The organism is Paenibacillus camerounensis (assembly GCF_000723885.1).
In the GTDB taxonomy this organism is placed as follows: domain Bacteria; phylum Bacillota; class Bacilli; order Paenibacillales; family Paenibacillaceae; genus Paenibacillus_AQ; species Paenibacillus_AQ camerounensis.
In genome coordinates, this window is the sequence record NZ_CCDG010000096.1 from 23,256 (window position 1) to 42,729 (window position 19,474).

At 52.6% G+C, this 19,474-nt stretch carries 11 protein-coding genes; 3 read left to right on the forward strand and 8 right to left on the reverse strand.

Annotated elements, in window-relative coordinates; translation table 11 throughout:
- Positions 1–2: 2 nt before the first annotated feature.
- From BN3772_RS27965 to BN3772_RS27980, 4 genes are all read right to left on the reverse strand, one after another.
- A complete protein-coding gene (locus BN3772_RS27965; protein ID WP_042203697.1) occupies positions 3–905 on the reverse strand; it encodes a carbohydrate ABC transporter permease in 903 nt (300 codons plus the stop codon).
- Positions 906–971: 66 nt separating this feature from the next.
- Positions 972–2,324, reverse strand: a complete 1,353-nt coding sequence (locus tag BN3772_RS27970) for an ABC transporter substrate-binding protein (protein WP_042203699.1) — start codon at positions 2,322–2,324, stop codon at positions 972–974.
- A 158-nt stretch (positions 2,325–2,482) separates the two neighbouring features.
- Positions 2,483–4,051: a response regulator gene (locus BN3772_RS27975; RefSeq protein WP_042203701.1), complete on the reverse strand. Its 1,569-nt coding sequence runs from the start codon at positions 4,049–4,051 to the stop codon at positions 2,483–2,485.
- Positions 4,044–5,801, reverse strand: a complete 1,758-nt coding sequence (locus tag BN3772_RS27980; RefSeq protein ID WP_086074797.1) for a sensor histidine kinase — start codon at positions 5,799–5,801, stop codon at positions 4,044–4,046. Before BN3772_RS27980 ends, BN3772_RS27975 begins: the two co-directional genes overlap by 8 nt.
- Before the next feature lie 336 nt (positions 5,802–6,137).
- Here BN3772_RS27980 and BN3772_RS27985 point away from each other — a divergent pair, with 336 nt between their 5' ends.
- Complete coding sequence (locus BN3772_RS27985; RefSeq protein ID WP_042203703.1) at positions 6,138–9,926, forward strand: S-layer homology domain-containing protein; 3,789 nt, start codon at positions 6,138–6,140, stop codon at positions 9,924–9,926.
- Positions 9,927–10,044: 118 nt separating this feature from the next.
- Here the strand turns inward: BN3772_RS27985 and BN3772_RS27990 are convergent, their stop codons facing one another.
- On the reverse strand, positions 10,045–11,397 hold the full coding sequence (locus BN3772_RS27990) for a sodium-dependent transporter (RefSeq protein WP_042203705.1): 1,353 nt from the start codon (positions 11,395–11,397) through the stop codon (positions 10,045–10,047).
- Positions 11,398–11,667: 270 nt separating this feature from the next.
- Here BN3772_RS27990 and BN3772_RS27995 point away from each other — a divergent pair, with 270 nt between their 5' ends.
- Entirely contained in the window at positions 11,668–15,066 is a 3,399-nt protein-coding gene (locus BN3772_RS27995) for an S-layer homology domain-containing protein (RefSeq protein WP_052380734.1), read from the forward strand.
- Between the two features lie 316 nt (positions 15,067–15,382).
- On the opposite strand, the gene BN3772_RS28000 is transcribed toward BN3772_RS27995, so the two are convergent.
- From BN3772_RS28000 to BN3772_RS28005, 3 genes are all read right to left on the reverse strand, one after another.
- Positions 15,383–16,093, reverse strand: a complete 711-nt coding sequence (locus BN3772_RS28000; protein ID WP_042203707.1) for a DNA alkylation repair protein — start codon at positions 16,091–16,093, stop codon at positions 15,383–15,385.
- 295 nt (positions 16,094–16,388) lie between these two features.
- Entirely contained in the window at positions 16,389–16,541 is a 153-nt protein-coding gene (locus tag BN3772_RS30815; RefSeq protein WP_157643669.1) for a hypothetical protein, read from the reverse strand.
- A gap of 2 nt (positions 16,542–16,543) precedes the next feature.
- Positions 16,544–17,452, reverse strand: coding sequence for an ArsR/SmtB family transcription factor (locus tag BN3772_RS28005; protein ID WP_042203708.1), 909 nt, complete (start codon positions 17,450–17,452; stop codon positions 16,544–16,546).
- A 171-nt stretch (positions 17,453–17,623) separates the two neighbouring features.
- Here BN3772_RS28005 and BN3772_RS28010 point away from each other — a divergent pair, with 171 nt between their 5' ends.
- The gene (locus BN3772_RS28010) at positions 17,624–19,120 is read left to right on the forward strand and encodes a glycoside hydrolase family 43 protein (protein ID WP_042203709.1); all 1,497 of its coding nucleotides are present in this window, start codon (positions 17,624–17,626) and stop codon (positions 19,118–19,120) included.
- The last annotated feature ends 354 nt before the right edge of the window (positions 19,121–19,474 follow it).

Consider the following 19,474-nt stretch of genomic DNA (forward strand, 5'->3'; position numbering starts at 1 on the left):
GGCTATCCTTTCGACTCGTAATGTACCCATGCGGAGGATGACTTAAAGACAAGCGCGGTCAGTACAGCAACAATAAGCAGCAGGAAGCAGGATAAGGCCGCCGCATAGCCCATGTCCAGAAACTCAAAGCCCTGCCGGTATACATACAGCTGATAGAATAAGGTCCGGTCCAGCGGTCCGCCTGACGTAATGATAAGCCCCTGGGTAAAGGTCATGAAGCCTCCGATAATCTGCATCACCAGATTGAACAGGATGACCGGGGTCAGCAGGGGAAGCGTGATTTTGACAAACCTGTGGAAGCCGTTCGCCCCGTCAACAACCGCTGCTTCGTAATAGGAATCGGGAATATTTTTGAGCCCGGCCAGAAAAATGATCATCGGTGAGCCGAACTGCCAGACTGCCATCAGGATCAGTGTCCACAGTGCCGTATCCGGATTGGCAATCCACGAGGTATTGGGGCTGGTGCCGGTGAACAGGCCGATGATTCCGTTAACGGCCCCATTCAGGCCAAACAGTTGGCCCCACATGACCGCCACCGCTACACTGCCTCCGATGATGGAGGGAATGTAGAAGGCCGTGCGGTATAAGCCCACAAACCGGATCTTCATATTCAGCAGCATGGCAATGAACAAAGCAAAGATAAGGCGGAGCGGAATCGCAGTCAGCACATAGAAGAACGTAACCTTCAGGCTGGTCAGGAACTTCTCATCCACCGTGAACATGCGGATAAAGTTATCCAGCCCGACCCAGCCGGGTGATGACAAGAGATCATAATCGGTAAAGGCGAAATAGAATAAAGCTACAAACGGGATGAGCGTAAATGCGGTAAAGCCTATAATCCACGGTAAAATAAACAGATAGCCGGTCCCGTTCTCATAACCTGCTCTGACGGCCTTTTGTGTCATTAGCTTCATCACACCTGTCTGCGGCCGGCTGCTTCTCCGTAATCAGGAGCCGGCCGCTGTTGTATGTTATTGCTTGTTTCTGGCTACGATCGCCGCCGCTTCCTGCGTCAGCTTCGCATAGGCATCCTTGATGGAGGTCTGCTCGTACATAATCTGCTGCTCCAGATCCACCATAAGCTTATCAATTTCAGTCGCTCCTGCCGGGGCAGGCGGATCAAGCGGTCCGCTATGCTCTGCTACGACTTCCATATAATCCGCTACCGCCTTCATTTCAGGCTCGAATTGCTCCATCAGGGCAGCGCGCACTGCGCTTGAGACCGGCATGCCGCGGTTGGCGTTCAGGATTTTGTTCGCTTCCACATCGTTGACGAAATAGCTGATAAATTTGGCAGCCGCCTCTTTTTGGGTGGAATTGACCGAGATAGAGAAATGCATTCCCGGCCGCACATCCATCGCTTTATCCGAATCCGGACCAGGCATCAGAATCATCTGCAGCGGTCTGCCCGCAGCCTTGACAATACCCGGATACTGGTTCGTGTAGGCGACCATGACCGCAGACTGGCCTTTTACCAGGAAGGATTCCTCCGGGTTCTTGACTGACAGGGAGGCATCCATTTTGGGAATCAGCCCCTCCTTGGACCATCCCTGCCGGTAAGTAAAGAAATCCGTGTACAGCTTCTCGTCAAAGCCGATTCCCGTCTCCTCGGCTGCAATCGTCTGGCCAAACTGGCGGGCATAATAAGCAAGCGTAAAATTGATGTTGAACAGATCGTCTGCACCGTAAGCCCCGGTAACCTCCTTCAGCTTGCCCAGATCCTCATGCAGCGCTTCCCAGTCTGCATATCCTTTCTCGGGTATGGTCAGGCCGGCTTTATCGTACACTGCCGGATCGACGATCATCACCCTGGCATTAACGCCAAGCGGTATCCCGTACAGCTTGCCGTCAGCGGCTCTTCCGCCGGACAATGTATTTTCCCCGATATCCGCAACATTGATGGTACCGTTTTCAACATATTGATCCATCGGCTCCAGCAGCCCTTTGTCCAGGAACTGGTTCGAATCGCTTGAGCCCACGTAAAAGTTAACGACATCAGGCATATTGTTGGAGGCCGCGAGCAGCGTAAGCTTTTGGAAATAGCCGTCAAAGCCCTGATATTCCGGTGTGAAGGTAGTCCCCGGGTTGGTCTTGGAGTAGAGATCGAGCACCTTGGACGTCAAATCATGCCGCTCCTGGTTGCCCCACCAGATGATCCGGAGATTGCCGCCGCCCGCATCCGGTGTACTGCTGCTTGCCGTTTGACCGGCAGGCTGCGCGGTTCCGTCCGGCTCTGCCGTATTGGAATTGCCTCCTGAACACCCGGTCAGCGCAAGAATACCGGCAGCAGCCGCAATCATCATACTGGAAAAACGTCTCTTCATTGGTTAGCGCCCCTCTATTGTTGTTATTTGGTAACCTGAACGTATCTGTGTTGTCCGGGCCCGGATGCTGCAATACGTTTCTATATCTAAAATACACCGCTTCACGCTTCTCCAACATGGAAAAAACAGAGGTTCTTCCTGAAAGAAATCGAGTTTTTTCAAAAAGGCTGCTGCTTCTGCCCCTCACTTCCGCGCATATATTCCGTCGGCGTCATGCCGGTATATTTCTTGAACAGCTTGGAGAAATATTGGGCGTCCTCCGGATACCCCAGCATGACCGCAATATCATAAATCCTCAGCTCCCGCTCCTGCTCCATCAGCCTTTTGGCCGATTCCATCCGCAGCTGCAGCAGGTAACCGGAGAATTTACTGCCGGTTTTCCGGGTGAACATTTTGCCCAGATAATCGACATTTACATAGAGCAGCTCACTGCCGATCCACTTCAGCGATAAATCGGGATTGCCGAGATTATCCTGCACGATCCGCAGCACGGAGTCGATCAGATCATTCTGCCGTTTAGCTGTCCGGCCGGAATGGCGTGCAGCCAGCTCCAGCGCCGTTTCCTCCAGCAGCTGAAAGGCTTCGCGCAGGGAAGGCATATTATACAGCTGCGGAATTGCGGTGACATACTCATCCAGCCCTCCTTCACTCTGCCGGATCACCGCCAGAAACAGCTCCAGGCATAATTTCCGTGCAGCCGCTGCATCATGTACACCGTTTCCCAGCAGTCCCCCCGCTTCATTAAGCGTGTCCCTTATCTCCGCTGCATTACCGGCGCGGACAGCCAGCACCAGCCGTTCCGATACATTGGCTGCATCGACTGGAAGCTCCTTTTCGGCATCCGGCACATCCTGCGGAGTCACAATAAAGCCCTCCTGAAAAGACAGTCCAAAGCTCAGGCAGCGTCTCACCGTATCGTACATGGAGCGGATGGCTGTGAAGCCCCCTTCATTGCTGACGGCTACAAAACATTCAAGCTTGTAATAAGCTTTATAAATCCGCTGAACCTGCTTGACCTTTGCCGAGAGCTGTCCGAAATCAACAGCCTTTACAAGCAGGAGCATCTGGTCCCGCACCACTGTCGTTAGATAGGCCCCCTCGTCCCTGAACACCTCTCCGGCAATATTCCTGAGCGCAAATTTATGAATATACTCCGTTTCCCCGTGGAAGCCAAACAGCACCAGCTTGAACAGCTGCTGCTCGATCATGAACAGATCCATGAAATAATCGCAGTCCTGCTTGTTGTACATGCCGGTGAGCACAATATCGCGCAGCAGCTGTTCTTTTACATGGGGCAGCACCTTTTTAAAATCATTCTGCAGCCGCTCCACAAATTCCGCATGCTCTGACCGGCGTTTCAGCTCGGCGGCCACGGTGTGGAGAACCTCAAGAATTTTCATCTCATTGCTCGGCTTCAGCAGATAATGCTTCACTCCCTGGGCCATCGCTTCGCTTGTATAGTCATATTCGCCGTAACCTGACAACACAATATACTCCGTGTGCGGAGACTCTGCCCTGAGCTGCCGGATCAGGTCCAGTCCGTTCATCAGCGGCATGCGGATATCTGTAATGACGATGTCAGCCGGCTCCCGGCGGAACCGCTCCAGCGCCTCCGCTCCGTTATAGGCCGGCTCAAGCAGCCGGAACCCGTTCTTCTCCCAGGGAATCAGGCTCGAAATCCCCTGCACCACCAGCTCCTCATCATCAACGAGCAGTACTTTATACATCGCCGCTGCCTCCTTTAGGTATCGTAATCCGCACACAGGTTCCTTTGCCGGGCTCGCTCTCCATGCCAATGCCATATTCCCCGCCAAAAGCCAGCTGCAGCCGCTCATGGATATTCCGCAGGCCGATTCCTGTCCCTTTGGCCTCATAGTCCAGACTCCGCAGACGCTCCAGATAATCCGCGCCGATGCCGGGCCCGTCGTCACTGACGGCAAAGACCAAGTCACGGCCGTTATTAACGGCTTCAGAATGAATGGTAATATGGCACACCCCGGCTGTCTGGTCTACGGCATGGTACACCGCATTTTCAACGACTGGCTGAAGTGCGAACTTCGGAATCAGACTGTCCATTGCCCCGCTGTCCACCTCCGTGCTGAAATCAATCCGCTTGCCGTAGCGCACCTTCTGGATATACATATAGCTGGTAATCAGCTCAAGCTCCTCCCGCACAGTCACCATGGTACGCTTGTTATCCATCGCCCCCCGGAGCAGCTGGCTGAGGGACTCCACCATGGTTGAGATGACCTCATCGCTGCGCATCCGGGCCATCCAGTTGATTGAATTCAGCGTATTGTAGAGAAAATGCGGATTGATCTGCGCCTGCAGCGCCCGGTACTCCGTATCCTTGATTACTATCTGCTTCTTATAATTGTCATCGATCAGTTGCTCGATATTTCGGATCATGCTGTTGAATCTTTTATGCAGATACCCGATCTCGTCCATTTGCGCGGCCGCACGGATGTCCAGCAGGGAAGCGCTGAAATCCCCCTTTTCGGCACTTCGCATCTGTCTGGCCAGCTGGTCAATCGGGCGGGTGAAGCCTTTGGCGAACAAGTAGCTGATGGTACAGGCAATGATAAGGAGGGCTCCGGCAATCAGCAGAATGGTGTTTCGCAGCACTTTTTTCTCCTGGAACACTTCGTCATAGGGAATTAAGCTGATATAGGTCCAACCCGTCGCCGGGGATTGCTTATAAGCAAGAAAATAAGACTTACCGTTTATATGCTGCAAAAGGGAGCCTGTGCTGCCGGTCAGCGGGATTGCCGCAGTGTCAAAGCGCTGAAGGCTCTCTGCCGCAGGACGGTACAGCATACGTGCCCCGGATAAAACAAACAGCTCCGTTGCTGTGCCCGCTTCCGGCCTGAAGTGGCGCTCAACGAGTCTCTGGTAATCAATCTGAAAGATCAGCGTGCCCAGCGGCTCCAGAATCGGCTCAAAAATCGAACGGACCTCCCGGGCCAGCGTCAGCCCCTCCTCCGTCTGCTGCGGTTCAATCCATACGCCTGACCCCTGCCGTTCATGTGCGGTCCGGACAATTCCGTCCACATCCTCCTCCTGATTCAAGACTCTATTTTGCCCGACCAGAAAGTCGTAGCCGCTCGTATTCAGGAACCGTATGGAAGCGATGCTCTCTTCGGAGAACATATATTGTGCGATTTTATTCTTGAAATCCGTTGTCCGGACTGTGCGCTCGTAGTCGGAGATTCCCCCCTGTATGCTTACCAGCTGCTCCTGGATTCTGGAATCCAGCGCCATGTTCATCGACAGCTCCTCAATATTGCTGATCTCATTCTCAATGCCGGAGACAGACAGGTTCATAGCGCGGGAGGCCTGCTCATACAGCATTTCATCATAGGTTTTAAAAGAAAGCGTCGTGACCGCCAGGAATCCGGCACAGACCAGCAGGATCAGCAGCAGCATAAAAAACACCAGCCGGTGGAAAATCTTCATCCGTTTGATTAGTCCTAGCATAGGTAGCTCCTTTACGTCTGGAGTTGGTTAGCGCTTACATAAAAGCAGGTCAGCCTGCCCTGAATTGATTATTAAGTATGTGAAGTGCTCTGTACTTTGTCAAGCATTAAGGGGGGGTTGAAGGCGGGATTGGCCGGGTCACGTGCTAGCTGCTCACGGCTCCCCGCTCCCCGCTCTTCCCTGCCATCTGCTCTTTTACTATCCAAAATTCCAAAGCTCTCTGCCCTTTCCGGTCTGATTATTTTTTTGAAAAAACACTTAACAATTTACTGAAGCGGTGTCGATATATTACTACATCCATACAATTAAAATTTGAAGTAGATTGGGGCAAACAGCATGAGATTAAATAACAACAAATGGCTTCCGGGGCTTCTTGCAGTGCTCCTGGCAGTAATGAGCCTGGGTCTGCCTGCACGCCTCAGCACCTCCGCCTTCGCAGGGCCGGGAATGCCGGTGTACACCGATTATGCCCTGCCGGCCAGTGACAGCGCGCAGCTGCGGGCTGAAGTACTGCAGTATGATACTACTAACCCTATTATTCAAAAAGGGTTTGAGCTCTGGCCGGCAGCTGACGGTCCTACTCCGCCGGCCAATGTGCAGACAATCAACACAGGCGCGGGGCTGGAATCGCAGTATTTCGGCTATGCAACAGGGCTTACCGAGAGCAGCGATTACTATTTCCGGGCTTTCATCCAGACTCAGGACACTGTAATCAGCTACGGAGAGCCTAATTCGTTCACGACAGTCTCTGCCGAATCAATGAACGGAGAACAGTGGATTACTAACTACGTTCCGTTCGAAGATCTGGAATATGAGAACGGGACGCCGGCTGCCGGCGTACAGTGGCCTTCTGAGATTGAGGCGATTCTCTCCGACGGCACATACAAGAAATTCCCCATAGCCTGGGATAACCAGAGCGATTATGAATATATGATGGAGGACGGCGGCAAGTTTTCTTTTCAGGGAACCATACAGCTTCCGGCCGGCAGCAAGGATGTGCTTCATCCGAATCTGATGGGTCAGATCTTTATTTCCCAGACCATCAAAGTGCTGGGCTCTAAGATTGTTGATGTCGCCCCCTTATCTTCCGTTACCGTACCTGTAGGCACAACGCTCCAGCAAATAATGCAAAAGCTGCCTGCGAGAGCAGAAGTTACACTGAAAAACGGCAAACATGAAACCCCCTCCCCGCAGTGGGATAGCGGTGCACCGGCCTTCGTACCGGATACTGCCGGAACCTATGTTTTTACCGGCCTGATCGGCCCGGGAGATCCGCCGCTGCGCAATGACGACAACCTGACGGCTTCAGTTACCGTTAATGTTGTTCCTTACCTGTGGCAGCTGGTCGGACCGGCCGGCTTCACCGGGGATGAAGCAGACTCTGTATCGTTTGCTTTTGATCAGAGCGGTAATCCGTATGTGGCTTTTAAAGATAAAGCAAATGGCGGCAAGGTTAGTGTTATGGTCTATTATCAGTCACAGTGGAAATATATTAACGGGGCAGGACATTCGGCGGGAACGGCAGATTCGGTGTCGCTGGCCTATGATTCAGCTTCAGACTCCCTTTATCTTGCCTATGCAGACGGTAGTGCAGCTAACGCGGTCACGGTAGAAGTACTGGATTTACAGACGGCTACCTGGTCAACCGTCGGCACGGCCGGCTTCTCTCCGGGAGCTGCGTCCAATATCTCACTTGCGGTCGACAGCTGGGGAAGCAAGCCTTATGTGGCTTTTACTGATGAAGCTAACGGGGGTAAGGTCTCAGCAATGACCTTTAACGGGACAGCATGGGAGCTGCTCGGATCGGCAGGCTTTTCTGCTGATGCCGTTCAGCAGGTAAATCTGACCGTCAGTTACGGCAGCCTGCTGCTCACCGCCGAAGCTGCGGCGGCTCCTCACGCCGTTTCAACATGGGAATGGGGCTATTATACTCCTTCCTGGAGTCTGCAAAACTCCAGTATTACAGCTTCTGAATATTCCGTTCATGTCGACGGCAACGGTCAAAAAGCACTTGTCTATCAGGATGGACAAGGCGTGCAGTACAGCTCTTACTATTATGGCTCCTGGAATTCCGGTTCAGCACAGCCTGTAACGGATGCGCAGGTACAGGCTCTTGACCTGACTATGGTTCCGGCAGGCAAATATAGTTATGCCCCTTATGTCGCGTACGCCGACAGCATGGACAGCGGTAAAGTAACTGTCAAGACGCTGGATACAAGCACTGACAGCTGGATAACGATCGGCCTGCCTGCTTTTACAGCCGGATCGGCAGAGGAATTGAAGCTCCGTGTCTATGACGGTACGCCCTATGTCGCCATAAAAGACGGCGCACAGAGCGGCAGGCTGACTGTCCTGAAATATGGCCCAATCGGCAAGCTATCCGTTGAGACGCTGCCGGCTGCACAGATTACTGAGACATCCGCCTCTGTCAGCGCAAGCCTGCATAATGCGGCGGCTGCCAGCATCACGGAACGCGGAATCGTCTACTCGACTGCCGCAGCTCCGGCGGTAGGCAGCGGTACAACAGCAGCCTCATCCGGCAACGCCGGCGAGTACCAGCTGCAGCTGTCCGGTCTTCAGCCGGCAACCCTGTACTACGCGCGGGGTTACATTGTAACTTCGAACGGGATTGTATACGGAAATGAAATTACCTTTACAACACTGGAGTCAGGTACGGTAATTCCGCCTGTTGACCAGGCTGAGCCCGGAGAGTCTGCCGGACCTTCACCAACGCCTACTCCCGATCCTGGTCCTGTGAGCACTCCGGCTCCTTCCAGCCAGACAGGCACCGGAGCTGTAAGCGGAAGCAGTTCACCGGTCTTAACAGTAACCGTCAAGGACCCGGACGATCAGTCGGTCAAGCCGGCTAACACCTCAATCACACAGCTCATTGGAGACAAGCTGGATATGACAGCAACACTGTTCACGGCTGACGGCAAGCTGCTGAACCTTCCTGCCTTTACTGTGAAAGCGGGAACGGGCTTCCAGCTTCCAAATATCCCGGCAGGCACTTACAGAATGCTGCTTAATGTCATTGCCCCAACCGGTGAAAAGCTGGCGGGAACGCTGGCTAAATTGACTGTATCTGCAGACGGCAGTGCGTCGATTGAATCGGAGCTGATTGACCCGTACGGGATCATTACAGATTCGGTAACAGGCAAAACGGTTGATGATGTGAAGGTCACGCTGCACTGGATGGATACGGCACTTAATAAATCAAAGGGCCGGACAGCAGATGCGCTGGTTGAACTGCCGGAGCTGCCGGATTTTGCGCCTAACCAGAACAAAGATCCCCAGTTCAGCAAGGACGGGGGGCAATACGGCTGGATGGTTTATCCGGACGGAGACTATTATATTCTGGCTGAAAAAGCAGGCTACGAGACCTTCGACAGCCGCAAAGAGAGTCACGAGGCCGCATTTGGGGATGACAGCTATATCAGAAACGGAACGATTCACGTGGGACAGTCCATCGTAGAGTACAGCTTCGAGATTGATCCCAAGCTAAAATCAACCGGCAAGCATACTCCATACATGGTCGGTTACCCGAGCGGGCTGTTCCTGCCGCAGAACAGTATAACAAGAGCTGAGCTCGCCGCCATTCTGAGCCGTACGATTACAGCCGGTGCTTCTGCGCCGGGACATGCTGCATTTAAAGATGTATCTGCATCGCATTGGAGTGCTTCCGCTATACAGACAGCTGCTGCAAACGGCTGGATGAAGGGTTACTCTGACGGCAGCTTCAAGCCTGAAGGCAAGGTTAGCCGCGCCGAATTAGCCGCTGTACTGGCCCGTGTAACAAGCCCTGTGCTTGCAGTAACTGCTAATTCATCCTTTGGAGATGTACAGGGACATTGGGCTGAAGCCTCCATCCGGGCTGTTACGGCAAAAGGCTTATTCAAAGGCTATGAGGACGGCTCCTTCAAGCCGGATCAGGCAATTACCCGGGCCGAAACGGTGCATATTTTCAATCAGCTGCTGGAGCGGCAGACTGAGAATATGAACCTGATTCCAGTCTGGCCGGATGTGCCTAAAGAGCTGTGGAGCTTTGTTGATATTATGGAAGCCTCCACGGCACACTCCTACAATTTGTATGAGACAGGCAGCGAGGTCTGGAGCGGACAATAAGGGTATAACAAATCAACGTCACACCTCATGAATACCGGGAGATAGTTATTAGATCGTATTTCCCGCATCCAAAAAGCCCCCGGGACATGTCCCGGGGGCAAGTGTGCGTACATTCAGCTTAGAATTTGATGATCCCCGACGTGTGCAGCAGTACCAGGAAGACCAGCACCGGCGCAACATAACGCAGGGTGAACAGCCAGATGCGGAACCAGCGGGCATTAAGTCCGGCGGCATCCGCCGCGCCTTTCCAGAAGTATCCGGCAAAGAGGGTAATCAGCAGGCCGCCAAGCGGCAGCATGATGTTGGAGGTAATAAAGTCCATCCAGTCAAACAGCGCTTTGCCCCCGAACGCAAGCTCAGGGAACATCCCCAGCGACATGGCTGACGGAACACCAAACAGGAAGCAGACCAGCGACAGAATCCAGACCGCACGCTGGCGGCTCCAGCTGAAACGTTCCATAGCGTAGGATACAGGAACCTCAAGCAGCGATACTGCCGAAGTCAGAGCCGCAATTGCCAGCAGAATGAAGAACAACCCGCCGAAGAAGGCGCCGAAAGGCATCGCAGAGAACGCCGCAGGCAGCGCAACAAAGATCAGCGAAGGCCCCTGGTCGGGAGCAATGCCAAACGAGAATGTTGTCGGGAAAATAATCAGGCCGGCAATGAACGCATAGAGCAAATCACCTGCGCCGATGGCCAGTGTGGCACTTCCGAGTGACTGGTTTTTGTCCACATAAGAGCCGTAAGTCAGCAGAATCCCCATCCCGAGCGACAAGGAGAAGAAGGCATGTCCAAGAGCTACCAGCGCAGATTCCGCTGTCAGCACGGAGAAGTCCGGTTTAAGGAAGAAGGCAACGCCTGCAGAAGAGCCCGGCAGTGTAACGGCACGGATCATGAGGACAATCAGCAGCACGACAAGGCCCGGAATCAGGACTTTGTTAAATTTCTCAATTCCCCCCGATACGCCAAGAATAACGACAGCCGCTGTGATCAGCATCGCAATACCCTGCCACACAATAGGCATATACCCGGAGACGAAGGAACCGAACTCCCCGGCATAATCTGTAGTGCTGAACAGCTGCCCGTTGAAGGAGATGACCGCATACTGCAAAGTCCAGCCAGCAACAATGACATAGAAGGAAAGTATCAGAAACGGTGCGATTACCTGTAGAATCCCGGCAGCCTTCCAGCCTTTACCGCCGCCTGCGCGGATGAATGAGGTTGCGGCGCTTCCGCGTCCGCTGCGTCCGATAGCCAGCTCAGCCAGCAATACCGGCAAACCGATTAGTACCAGACAGACAATAAAGAGCAGGAAGAAGGCTGCGCCTCCGTTTTCCCCCGTAATATAAGGGAACTTCCACATATTCCCGAGTCCCACCGAGCTGCCTATGGCTGCAAAAATGAAGCCGCTGTTTGAGAAACGTTCTTTTTTCTCCGTCAGCAGGCTTTGTTGACCTTTTTGTTGATTCATGTACTGACCCCATTTTTTTATTTTTTAGACCCTATTATAGCTTATATAACGCGTATATGTTAGCTATTTTTTTAATTCATTGCCGCGCTAAAATCTGGCAGAGCAACTTAATCGCGTTAATACTTTAATTTTTTTTTATAACATTTTTAGGTACAAAGGCCGATAAATGCTTTATATCTTTAATACATACCATCGCTAAAGGAGGCAGGCGTACCCAGCAGAGCGAAAAACGCTTCCAAGTCATTCAAAAAAAAACCAACATCAAGGGAGATGAACACACTGAAGACCAAATCATTATCGTTCAAGCTGTCTGTATTGTTCCTCGCTGCGGCAATGCTTGTCAATCTGACTGGCCTCACAGCCTACACCTCAGCAGCCGAAGCACCGAATTTGCTGCATAAGGCCTATATTACCAGCTTTAATACAGGCGTAGTGGATGTTGTTAATCTTGAAAACAATACAGTGGAAAAAGGAAAAATCCAGGTGGGAAGCCAGCCTAACAGCGCAGGCTTTAATCCAACCGGTACACAGATTTATGTTACTAACCGCGGAAGTTCAAGTGTATCCGTTATTGATCCGGCTACCGACACTGTAATTAGTACTATTCCTGTGGGTGCATCACCGCATGGTGTTGCTTTTAATGCCAGCGGAAGCAAGGCTTATGTTGCTAATCTTGGCAACGGTTCAATTTCTGTCATTGACACCGCAGCACTGGCTGTAACCAATACGATCGCCGTATCCGGCAGCCCTTCAGTTAATGTCGTTGTAGGGAATAAGCTGTTCGCCGCCTCCCAAACCGATCACTCTGTAAAGGTAGTAGATTTGGCTCAGGAGAAGCTGGTGACAAGTATTTCTATCCCTGCGGCTTCCACTTACGGACTGTCTGTCAATCCGGCTGGCACCAAGCTTTATGCAGCTAATAAGTCGGGAAACTCGGTATCCGTCATCAATGTTTCTGACAACACGGTTGAAGGAACTATTGCCGTTGGCTCTTCCCCTCATGCAACAGAGTTCTCTCCCGACGGCAGCCGCGTCTATGTCGCAAACGCCTCATCGAATAATGTGTCTGTAATTGACACTGCAACGAACACTGTAATTAAGACAATACCTGTCGGCAGTAACCCTTATGTTATCGGGGCATCTGCAGACGGTAAGCATGCTTATACCATTAATTACTCAAGCAGCAACATGTCTGTGATTGATACGGACACTCTGGCTGTAACAGATACAATTACGCTGAGCAATGGACCGTTCATGGTCGGAACGTTCATGGTTTCTACCGCAGCTGCCGCAACTCCGGTCACTCCGCAGGTTGCTGCCCCTGAAGCTAACCCGGCAGCGGGTGCCCTGCCTTCCGGTACTGAGGTCGCTTTGACATCCGCAACGGAAGGTGCATCAATCTACTATACTACTGACGGCAGCGCTCCTACTTCTTCCAGCCAGCTTTACAGCAGTCCAATCGCCGTGACACAGGCACTGACGCTGAAGGCAATTGCTGTTAAGGCAGATATGAAGGATAGTGAAGTCATGATCCAGGATTATACACTTACTGCTCCAGAGAACAGCACCATTGAGCCGGACACCGCTGTCTTTGACAAACGTATGGGTGCTCAGGCTGATATTGCCGTCAGCATGACGCTCAAAGGCAACACGTTGACAAGCATTGAATATGCAGGCAAACCGCTTACAGCGGGAACAGACTACACCGTTTCCGGCAATAACGTTATCCTTTCTGCCGCCTATCTGGCGAAGCAGCCGGTTGGAAGTATGCCGTTCACCTTTATTTTCAGTGCCGGAGCCTCACAGGCTCTGACCGTTTCAATAGCGGACACCACACAAATTCCCGGCGCCCCTGTTCTCCAGCCGGCTGTTGCCGGTAATGGACAGGTTCAATTGACCTGGACTCCTGTAGAGGGTTCCGCCTCCTACACAATCTATCAGAGTGTAAGTTCCGCAACCTACGGTGAGGCGCTGGCCACAGTCTCTTCGTCCGTATACACCTATACTGCTGCCGGTCTGACTAACGGCACTGCTTATTATTATGCAGTCCAGGCCGTCAATTCCGCCGGTGACAGCCCGGTATCCAACCAGGCAAGTGCAACACCCATTACAGTACCTGGCGCACCACTGGCAGCCAGTGCAGCTGCGGGTGACACAACGGCTGTCATCCAGTTCACCCAGCCGGCAGATAACGGCGGAAGTGCGGTTACAGGCTATGAGATCAGCTCAGATACAGGCGGCATTAAAGTGAGCTCTGCTTCAAGCCCGGTAATCATTACAGGCCTGCAGAACGGCACAGCTTATACCTTCACTGTAAAAGCAATTAATGCAGCAGGGACAGGCATTGCTGCTGCTACGAACACGGTGACTCCTGCCGTTGCTGTAGTTACGACTCCGGGTCCGGCTGCAAGTCCGCCGCCAGTTGCAACAGGCACAGCAGTACTTGTCAACGGACAGCTGCAGACGATCGGACAGTCTGCAGTAACACAGTCAGATAACCAGACGGTGACTACTCTGACCCTTGATGAAGCCAAGCTTCAGGAACAGCTCAATGCCGCAGGTAACGGTGCAGTCATTACACTGCCATTCACAGCTGCCTCGGATGTATTTGTCGGCGAGCTGAACGGGCAGATGGTGGGCAGCCTGGAACAGAAGCAAGCCGTTATCAAAATCCAGACTCCGCAGGCCAGCTATACCCTGCCTGCCAGCCTTCTGCGGATAACCAGCCTTTCACAGCAGCTGGAACAGACCTCGGAGCTGCAGCAGATTACACTGCAGATCCGTATTGCAGCCCCGGATGCTGCGCAGCTGCAAGCTATCAACAACATTGCAGCTTCAGGCAACTTCACCCTGGCAGCCGCACCGCTGGAATTCACAGTCACCGCATCTAGCGGCGGCAAGACAATTAATGTAAATACCTTCAACACTTATGTTGAGAGAAGCATTAAGCTGCCAAGCGATGCAGATGCAAGCAGAATTACCACAGCACTTGTCATTGAACCCGATGGTTCGTTACGTCATGTTCCTACAAAGGTACTGACTGAGAACGGCGGACAGGTTGCCCTGATTAACAGCTTAACTAACAGCACTTATGCTGTAGTGTATCACCCGGTTTCCTTTGCAGATGTTGCGGGACACTGGTCACAGTCTGTAGTTAACGATCTGGCATCGCGTATGGTCTTGAACGGAACTGAGGATGGTGCATTCCATCCCGGCCAGGATATGACCCGCGCTGAATTTACAGCATCGCTCGTAAGAGCACTTGGACTCAAGCTGGAGAACGGCACAGCCGCCTTCACAGATGTCCAGTCCTCCGCCTGGTACAGCCAGGCAGTGCAGACAGCGGTAAGCCACAATCTGATTCAAGGCTTCGAAGATCAGACCTTCCGCCCGCTGGACAAAATCACCCGTGAGCAGGCAATGACAATCATTGCCAAGGCTCTTGCCTACAGTCCTGTCCAGACAGCCGGCAGCCAAGCTGCACCACTCAGCTCCTTCAGTGATGCTGGACAGGTATCCGGCTGGGCAGCTGCCGGTGTCAGTGAAGCACTCACATCCGGAATCGTATCCGGCCGCACTGAGAGCACGCTGGCTCCAAAAGCCAATGTTACCCGCGCAGAGGTAGCCGCATTGATTCACCGCTTCCTTGTGAAGTCCGGCCTCATCTAACCGCCGGAAACGGATGAAGCTTCATCCGTTACAGCTGCATCCATTGCAGCTCCATACGATTAGAGCTACATCTATTGTTGCCTCACACGCTCTGCAAAAAACTCCCCGGACGGGGAGTTTTTTTGCTATACAGACTTCTGCTGTCCGCGGTATCCTGGCAGTTATCAGCCTCATCCGGGAGAGCGGCGCGCACACCCCGAATTAGATAGACTCCCGCTTATTTCAGTTGAACACCAATAAGGCCCGCAGCTCTGCGGACCTTCCATTCTTCCAGCTATAAGGCTGTACCTTTGTACCATCCTATATCAGCAAATCCTCAGCATCTCACATGCCGGCGTTTAAACCCGATCTTCTGTCCTTTATCCATCGCCTTTTCAATATTCGCGTAAGCATGAATGTACTTGCTCTTCCCATTAACGTCCCCGACTTCTACCGGACCTACCTCCTTGGCAGTTGCAACAGCCTGCTCATGAAGCGGCGCATAGGATATGCTAACGGTGTAGAGGAAGTTATTCATGGAATATCGGGTCCGTTCAGGCGCATCATGAATCGTATTCTTTACCAGCTCCAGCATGCCAGCCAGCTTATTTGTATCAAATTCCGCATCCTTCCGGCTGCCGAGCAGCCAGCAGTAACAGCTCCAGCCCGCCGATCTCCGCAGGTCCTCCCCGCCGGCAATCCATTTATCAGCCACCTGCTGGGCAATATCTGCCTCCGCCAGCGTCACCGCTACCACAAAATCGGACAGCATGTAAAAGTAAGCATCATCCATCCACCGGTCGTAATCTGCCTCGGTCATGCCACTCGGATCAGCGATAATTCCGGCAAAATACATGGCGTCGTAATTACCCGTTGCGTATAGCTGTTCGGCCAGCTCCTGACTAATCCCGGTCTGCTTGAAAATCGGCTTCATCGCCCCAGTCGCCACGCCAAACAGCGGCTCCTGCGCCCCGTTCGAACAGTATATCTTCTTCGTACGTTCCTTGCCGAGGGCTTCGAGCTCCTGCATTACCGTCTCTGCATTCATCCATAACACGTCCTTAGCTTTAGATACTGAAAGTGTACTTCACAGCTTCTCCAGCTGCAAGCGGGACCGCATGTGAGACTGTTAGTTTGTTAGTGAGCAGAACGTAGTGGACTGAAATTTGTTGAGTAATGGCGGAACAATTCATACGGGTGGCCCACTACGATTAGTTGGATTTTCGCTGCCTAATTCCGTCATTCTCCAGGATTTTTGAGACTTAGATGGAAAAATGCCACTTAATTTCAACCAAAAAGCCACTTGAGCGCAAAAACAGCAGGATTAGGTTACCTTTTTCCATCTAAATTCCTTCCCTTTGCAGATTGTCCGGAATTAGATGGCGATTTTCCACTTCGTTCAGTATTCTTTTAGTCGCCCAAGGCACATCCATTCCCAGCAATCGCAGTACTTCCAGCACTCTCAGCACTCTCAGCACCCCCAGCACTCCCAGCACTATCAGCCCTCCAGCTGCACACGGATCACAATATCCTGGTCATGATTGCCGAACCCGGCTCCGTAGAGTGTGAGCCCGCCGATATTGGCAGCCTGCTCGTCGACACCAAAGCGCAGCGTCCAGAACGGCTCCTGGAGCCGTACATCATGGACAGTCACCTCCGACATCCGCTCCCCGTCAATCCAGGTGCCTGAGCTGTCGATGCGGATGGTCTTGAGCAGACCGTACTGGTTCACATTCCGGTGCCACCATGACGGAGTGTATTTGCCGCGGGCGGCCCGGCCGAAGTCAGCGGGGCTGGTCCAGGTGCCGAGCGGGATACCGTTGAAGGTGAAGCTGATATCCGACGGCCAGTCATCCTTCAGCCCCGGCGCCTCCGAGGCAAGCTCCATCGAAATTTCAAGCGCTTCGACATGCTGCCCGGGCAGCAGATAATTCGGGGTTTTATACTCTACATACCCTTTGCCGAACCACAGGATTGCCGCATTCACCCGCTCGGGGTCATAGAAGTAGCGGGGATCATCCCATACTCCGATTTCCATCTCCCGGGTACCCAGTCCGCAGGTAGGATGAACCTCAAAGGAGGTATAGTGTCCGACAGAAATACTCTGTTCCCTTACTCTTGCATTGCGGTTAGCCGATGGCAGCTCGACCTCAACATGCTTTTCCTTGAGAAAACATATCTTGTGCGTCCCCCCGTTCAGCCGGACTCTGCGGCTCCCCAGCAGTCCGGCCCGCTCCAGCTTGCGGATATGCATTGTGACAATAGAAGGGCTGAGCTCCAGCCTGGAGGCGATCTCCTTCATATTCATCTCCTGGCCGGCAAGCAGGCCCATGATCCGCCATCTCACCTCACTTGCCAGTGCTTCATAGAGCGGCAGATACTTTGCTTCCCCGTTTGCCCTAATCATAGGTGTCATCCATCCTCTGTAACTGAATTCATATTTATATTAATTTAATTGATTTAACATCTCAGGGCAACCCTAATCCATTGCAAGATCATTGTCATTATTGTTTAATTTCATTAGTTAGTGCTTACATTAGATTCATATATATAAGAATTCATAGACGAGGTGGATATTATGATATACAACAATCCGGTCATCAAGGGCTTTTATCCCGATCCGAGTGTCTGCCGGGCAGGAGATACTTATTATCTGGTCTGCAGCTCCTTTCAATTCTTCCCCGGCGTCCCGCTGTTTGAGAGCAAGGATCTGATCAACTGGACGCAGATCGGCCACTGCCTTACCCGGGAGAGCCAGGTACAGCTTGGAGAAGTGGGCAGCTCCGGCGGGGTCTTTGCCCCTACGATCCGCTACAACAACGGACGTTTCTATATGACAACAACCAATGATTCCTTGCGCCAGAACTTTTACGTATGGACTGACGACATTTACGGTGAATGGTCGGAGCCAATTTTTGTTGATCAGGGGGGAATTGACCCGGATCTGTATTTTGAGGACGGCAGAGCTTACTTTATGAGCAACGGCCAGGACGACAACGGCGCAGGCGGAGTTATCCAATGTGAGATTGACATCGCTACCGGACAAAAGCTCTCCCCAAGCCGCATGATTTGGCAGGGTACCGGCGGACGTTATCTGGAAAGTCCCCATATGTACCTTATCAACGGACGTTATTATCTGATGGCGGCTGAAGGCGGCACCGAGTATGGGCACATGGTTATTTATGCCCGGGGTGAGCAGCTGTCCGGCCCGTTCGAATCCTATGCGCACAATCCGGTGCTGACTAACCGCAATCTCGGCGGCTATGAGCTGCAGGGCGTCGGTCACGGCGACCTCATTCAGGACTCTGAAGGTAACTGGTGGATGCTGCATCTGGGCTTCCGTCAGACCGGCCGCTGGCTGACCTTCCATCACCTGGGGCGCGAAGTGTTCCTTACTCCTGTTACCTTTGATGAGGACGGCTGGTTCACCGCAGGGCATAACGGCACCACACTGAGCATCTTCGAGACAGACCGTTTCCCGGAAAATACTGTTCAGGAGGACCAGAAGCACTATACCTTCGGCAATACTGACTGGAGCCTTGACTGGTGTTATCTACGGCACCCGGCAACGGAGAATTACACGCTGGAGCCTGAAAAAGCTACCTTGACAGGAACTGGAATTACTCTGGATGTTCCGGCTTCTCCGACCTTTATCGGCATCCGGCAGAGAGACTTCGATGCCGTTATTTCCTGCAAGGTGAAGCTCACCGGCAGCGGCGAGGCCGGCCTCACCCTGTACATGGATGAGCTGCATCACTATGATCTGGCAGTCATCCAAGACCAGGATGGCTGCCGGGTAATAGAGCGGCTGAACATCGGCGATATCAAATCGGTTGAGCATACCGCTGAGTTCAATGACCAGCAGGAAGCGACGCTGATTATCAAATCTGCAGCTGAACGCTATAGCTTCTTCCTTAAGCAGGCAGACGACGGAGAGCTGCCGCTCGGTACAGCGCATACCAAATACCTCTCGTCCGAGGTGGCCGGCGGCTTTACCGGCGTGCTGATCGGGCTGTATGCCACAGGTGAAGGCTCTGCAGCTGAATTTACTGATTTTGCGTGCGAGTATAAGTAGAACGATTCAATGTGTGTCATAAAATCCCCCTCCCAAAAGCGGCGCCTTAACATGGAAGCTGACTGCTGTCCTTTGCGGGGGTACCAAAAACATATCCTTTCTTAGCCTTATTAGAGAAGCCCCGACTTCAGCAGCGTGCTGACTGACGGGGCTTCTTATATATAAGAAGTAGTTTAATCTAATCCAGCTGCTGATTAACTGCTAATCTACTGCTATTAAACTGCTACTCCACTGCTACTCCACTGCTACTCCACTGCTACTCCACTGCTACTCCACTGCTACTCCACTACTACTCCACTGCTACTCCACTGCTACTCCACTGCTACTCCACTGCTACTCCACTGCTACTCTACT

Bases quoted from the DNA above. Each gene is read 5' to 3' on its own strand.
- BN3772_RS27965 (WP_042203697.1), bottom strand. From the start codon at position 905: ATGACACAAAAGGCCGTCAGAGCAGGTTATGAGAACGGGACCGGCTAT.
- BN3772_RS27970 (WP_042203699.1), bottom strand. From the start codon at position 2,324: ATGAAGAGACGTTTTTCCAGTATGATGATTGCGGCTGCTGCCGGTATT.
- BN3772_RS27975 (WP_042203701.1), bottom strand. From the start codon at position 4,051: ATGTATAAAGTACTGCTCGTTGATGATGAGGAGCTGGTGGTGCAGGGG.
- BN3772_RS27980 (WP_086074797.1), bottom strand. From the start codon at position 5,801: ATGCTAGGACTAATCAAACGGATGAAGATTTTCCACCGGCTGGTGTTT.
- BN3772_RS27985 (WP_042203703.1), top strand. From the start codon at position 6,138: ATGAGATTAAATAACAACAAATGGCTTCCGGGGCTTCTTGCAGTGCTC.
- BN3772_RS27990 (WP_042203705.1), bottom strand. From the start codon at position 11,397: ATGAATCAACAAAAAGGTCAACAAAGCCTGCTGACGGAGAAAAAAGAA.
- BN3772_RS27995 (WP_052380734.1), top strand. From the start codon at position 11,668: ATGAACACACTGAAGACCAAATCATTATCGTTCAAGCTGTCTGTATTG.
- BN3772_RS28000 (WP_042203707.1), bottom strand. From the start codon at position 16,093: ATGAATGCAGAGACGGTAATGCAGGAGCTCGAAGCCCTCGGCAAGGAA.
- BN3772_RS28005 (WP_042203708.1), bottom strand. From the start codon at position 17,452: ATGATTAGGGCAAACGGGGAAGCAAAGTATCTGCCGCTCTATGAAGCA.
- BN3772_RS28010 (WP_042203709.1), top strand. From the start codon at position 17,624: ATGATATACAACAATCCGGTCATCAAGGGCTTTTATCCCGATCCGAGT.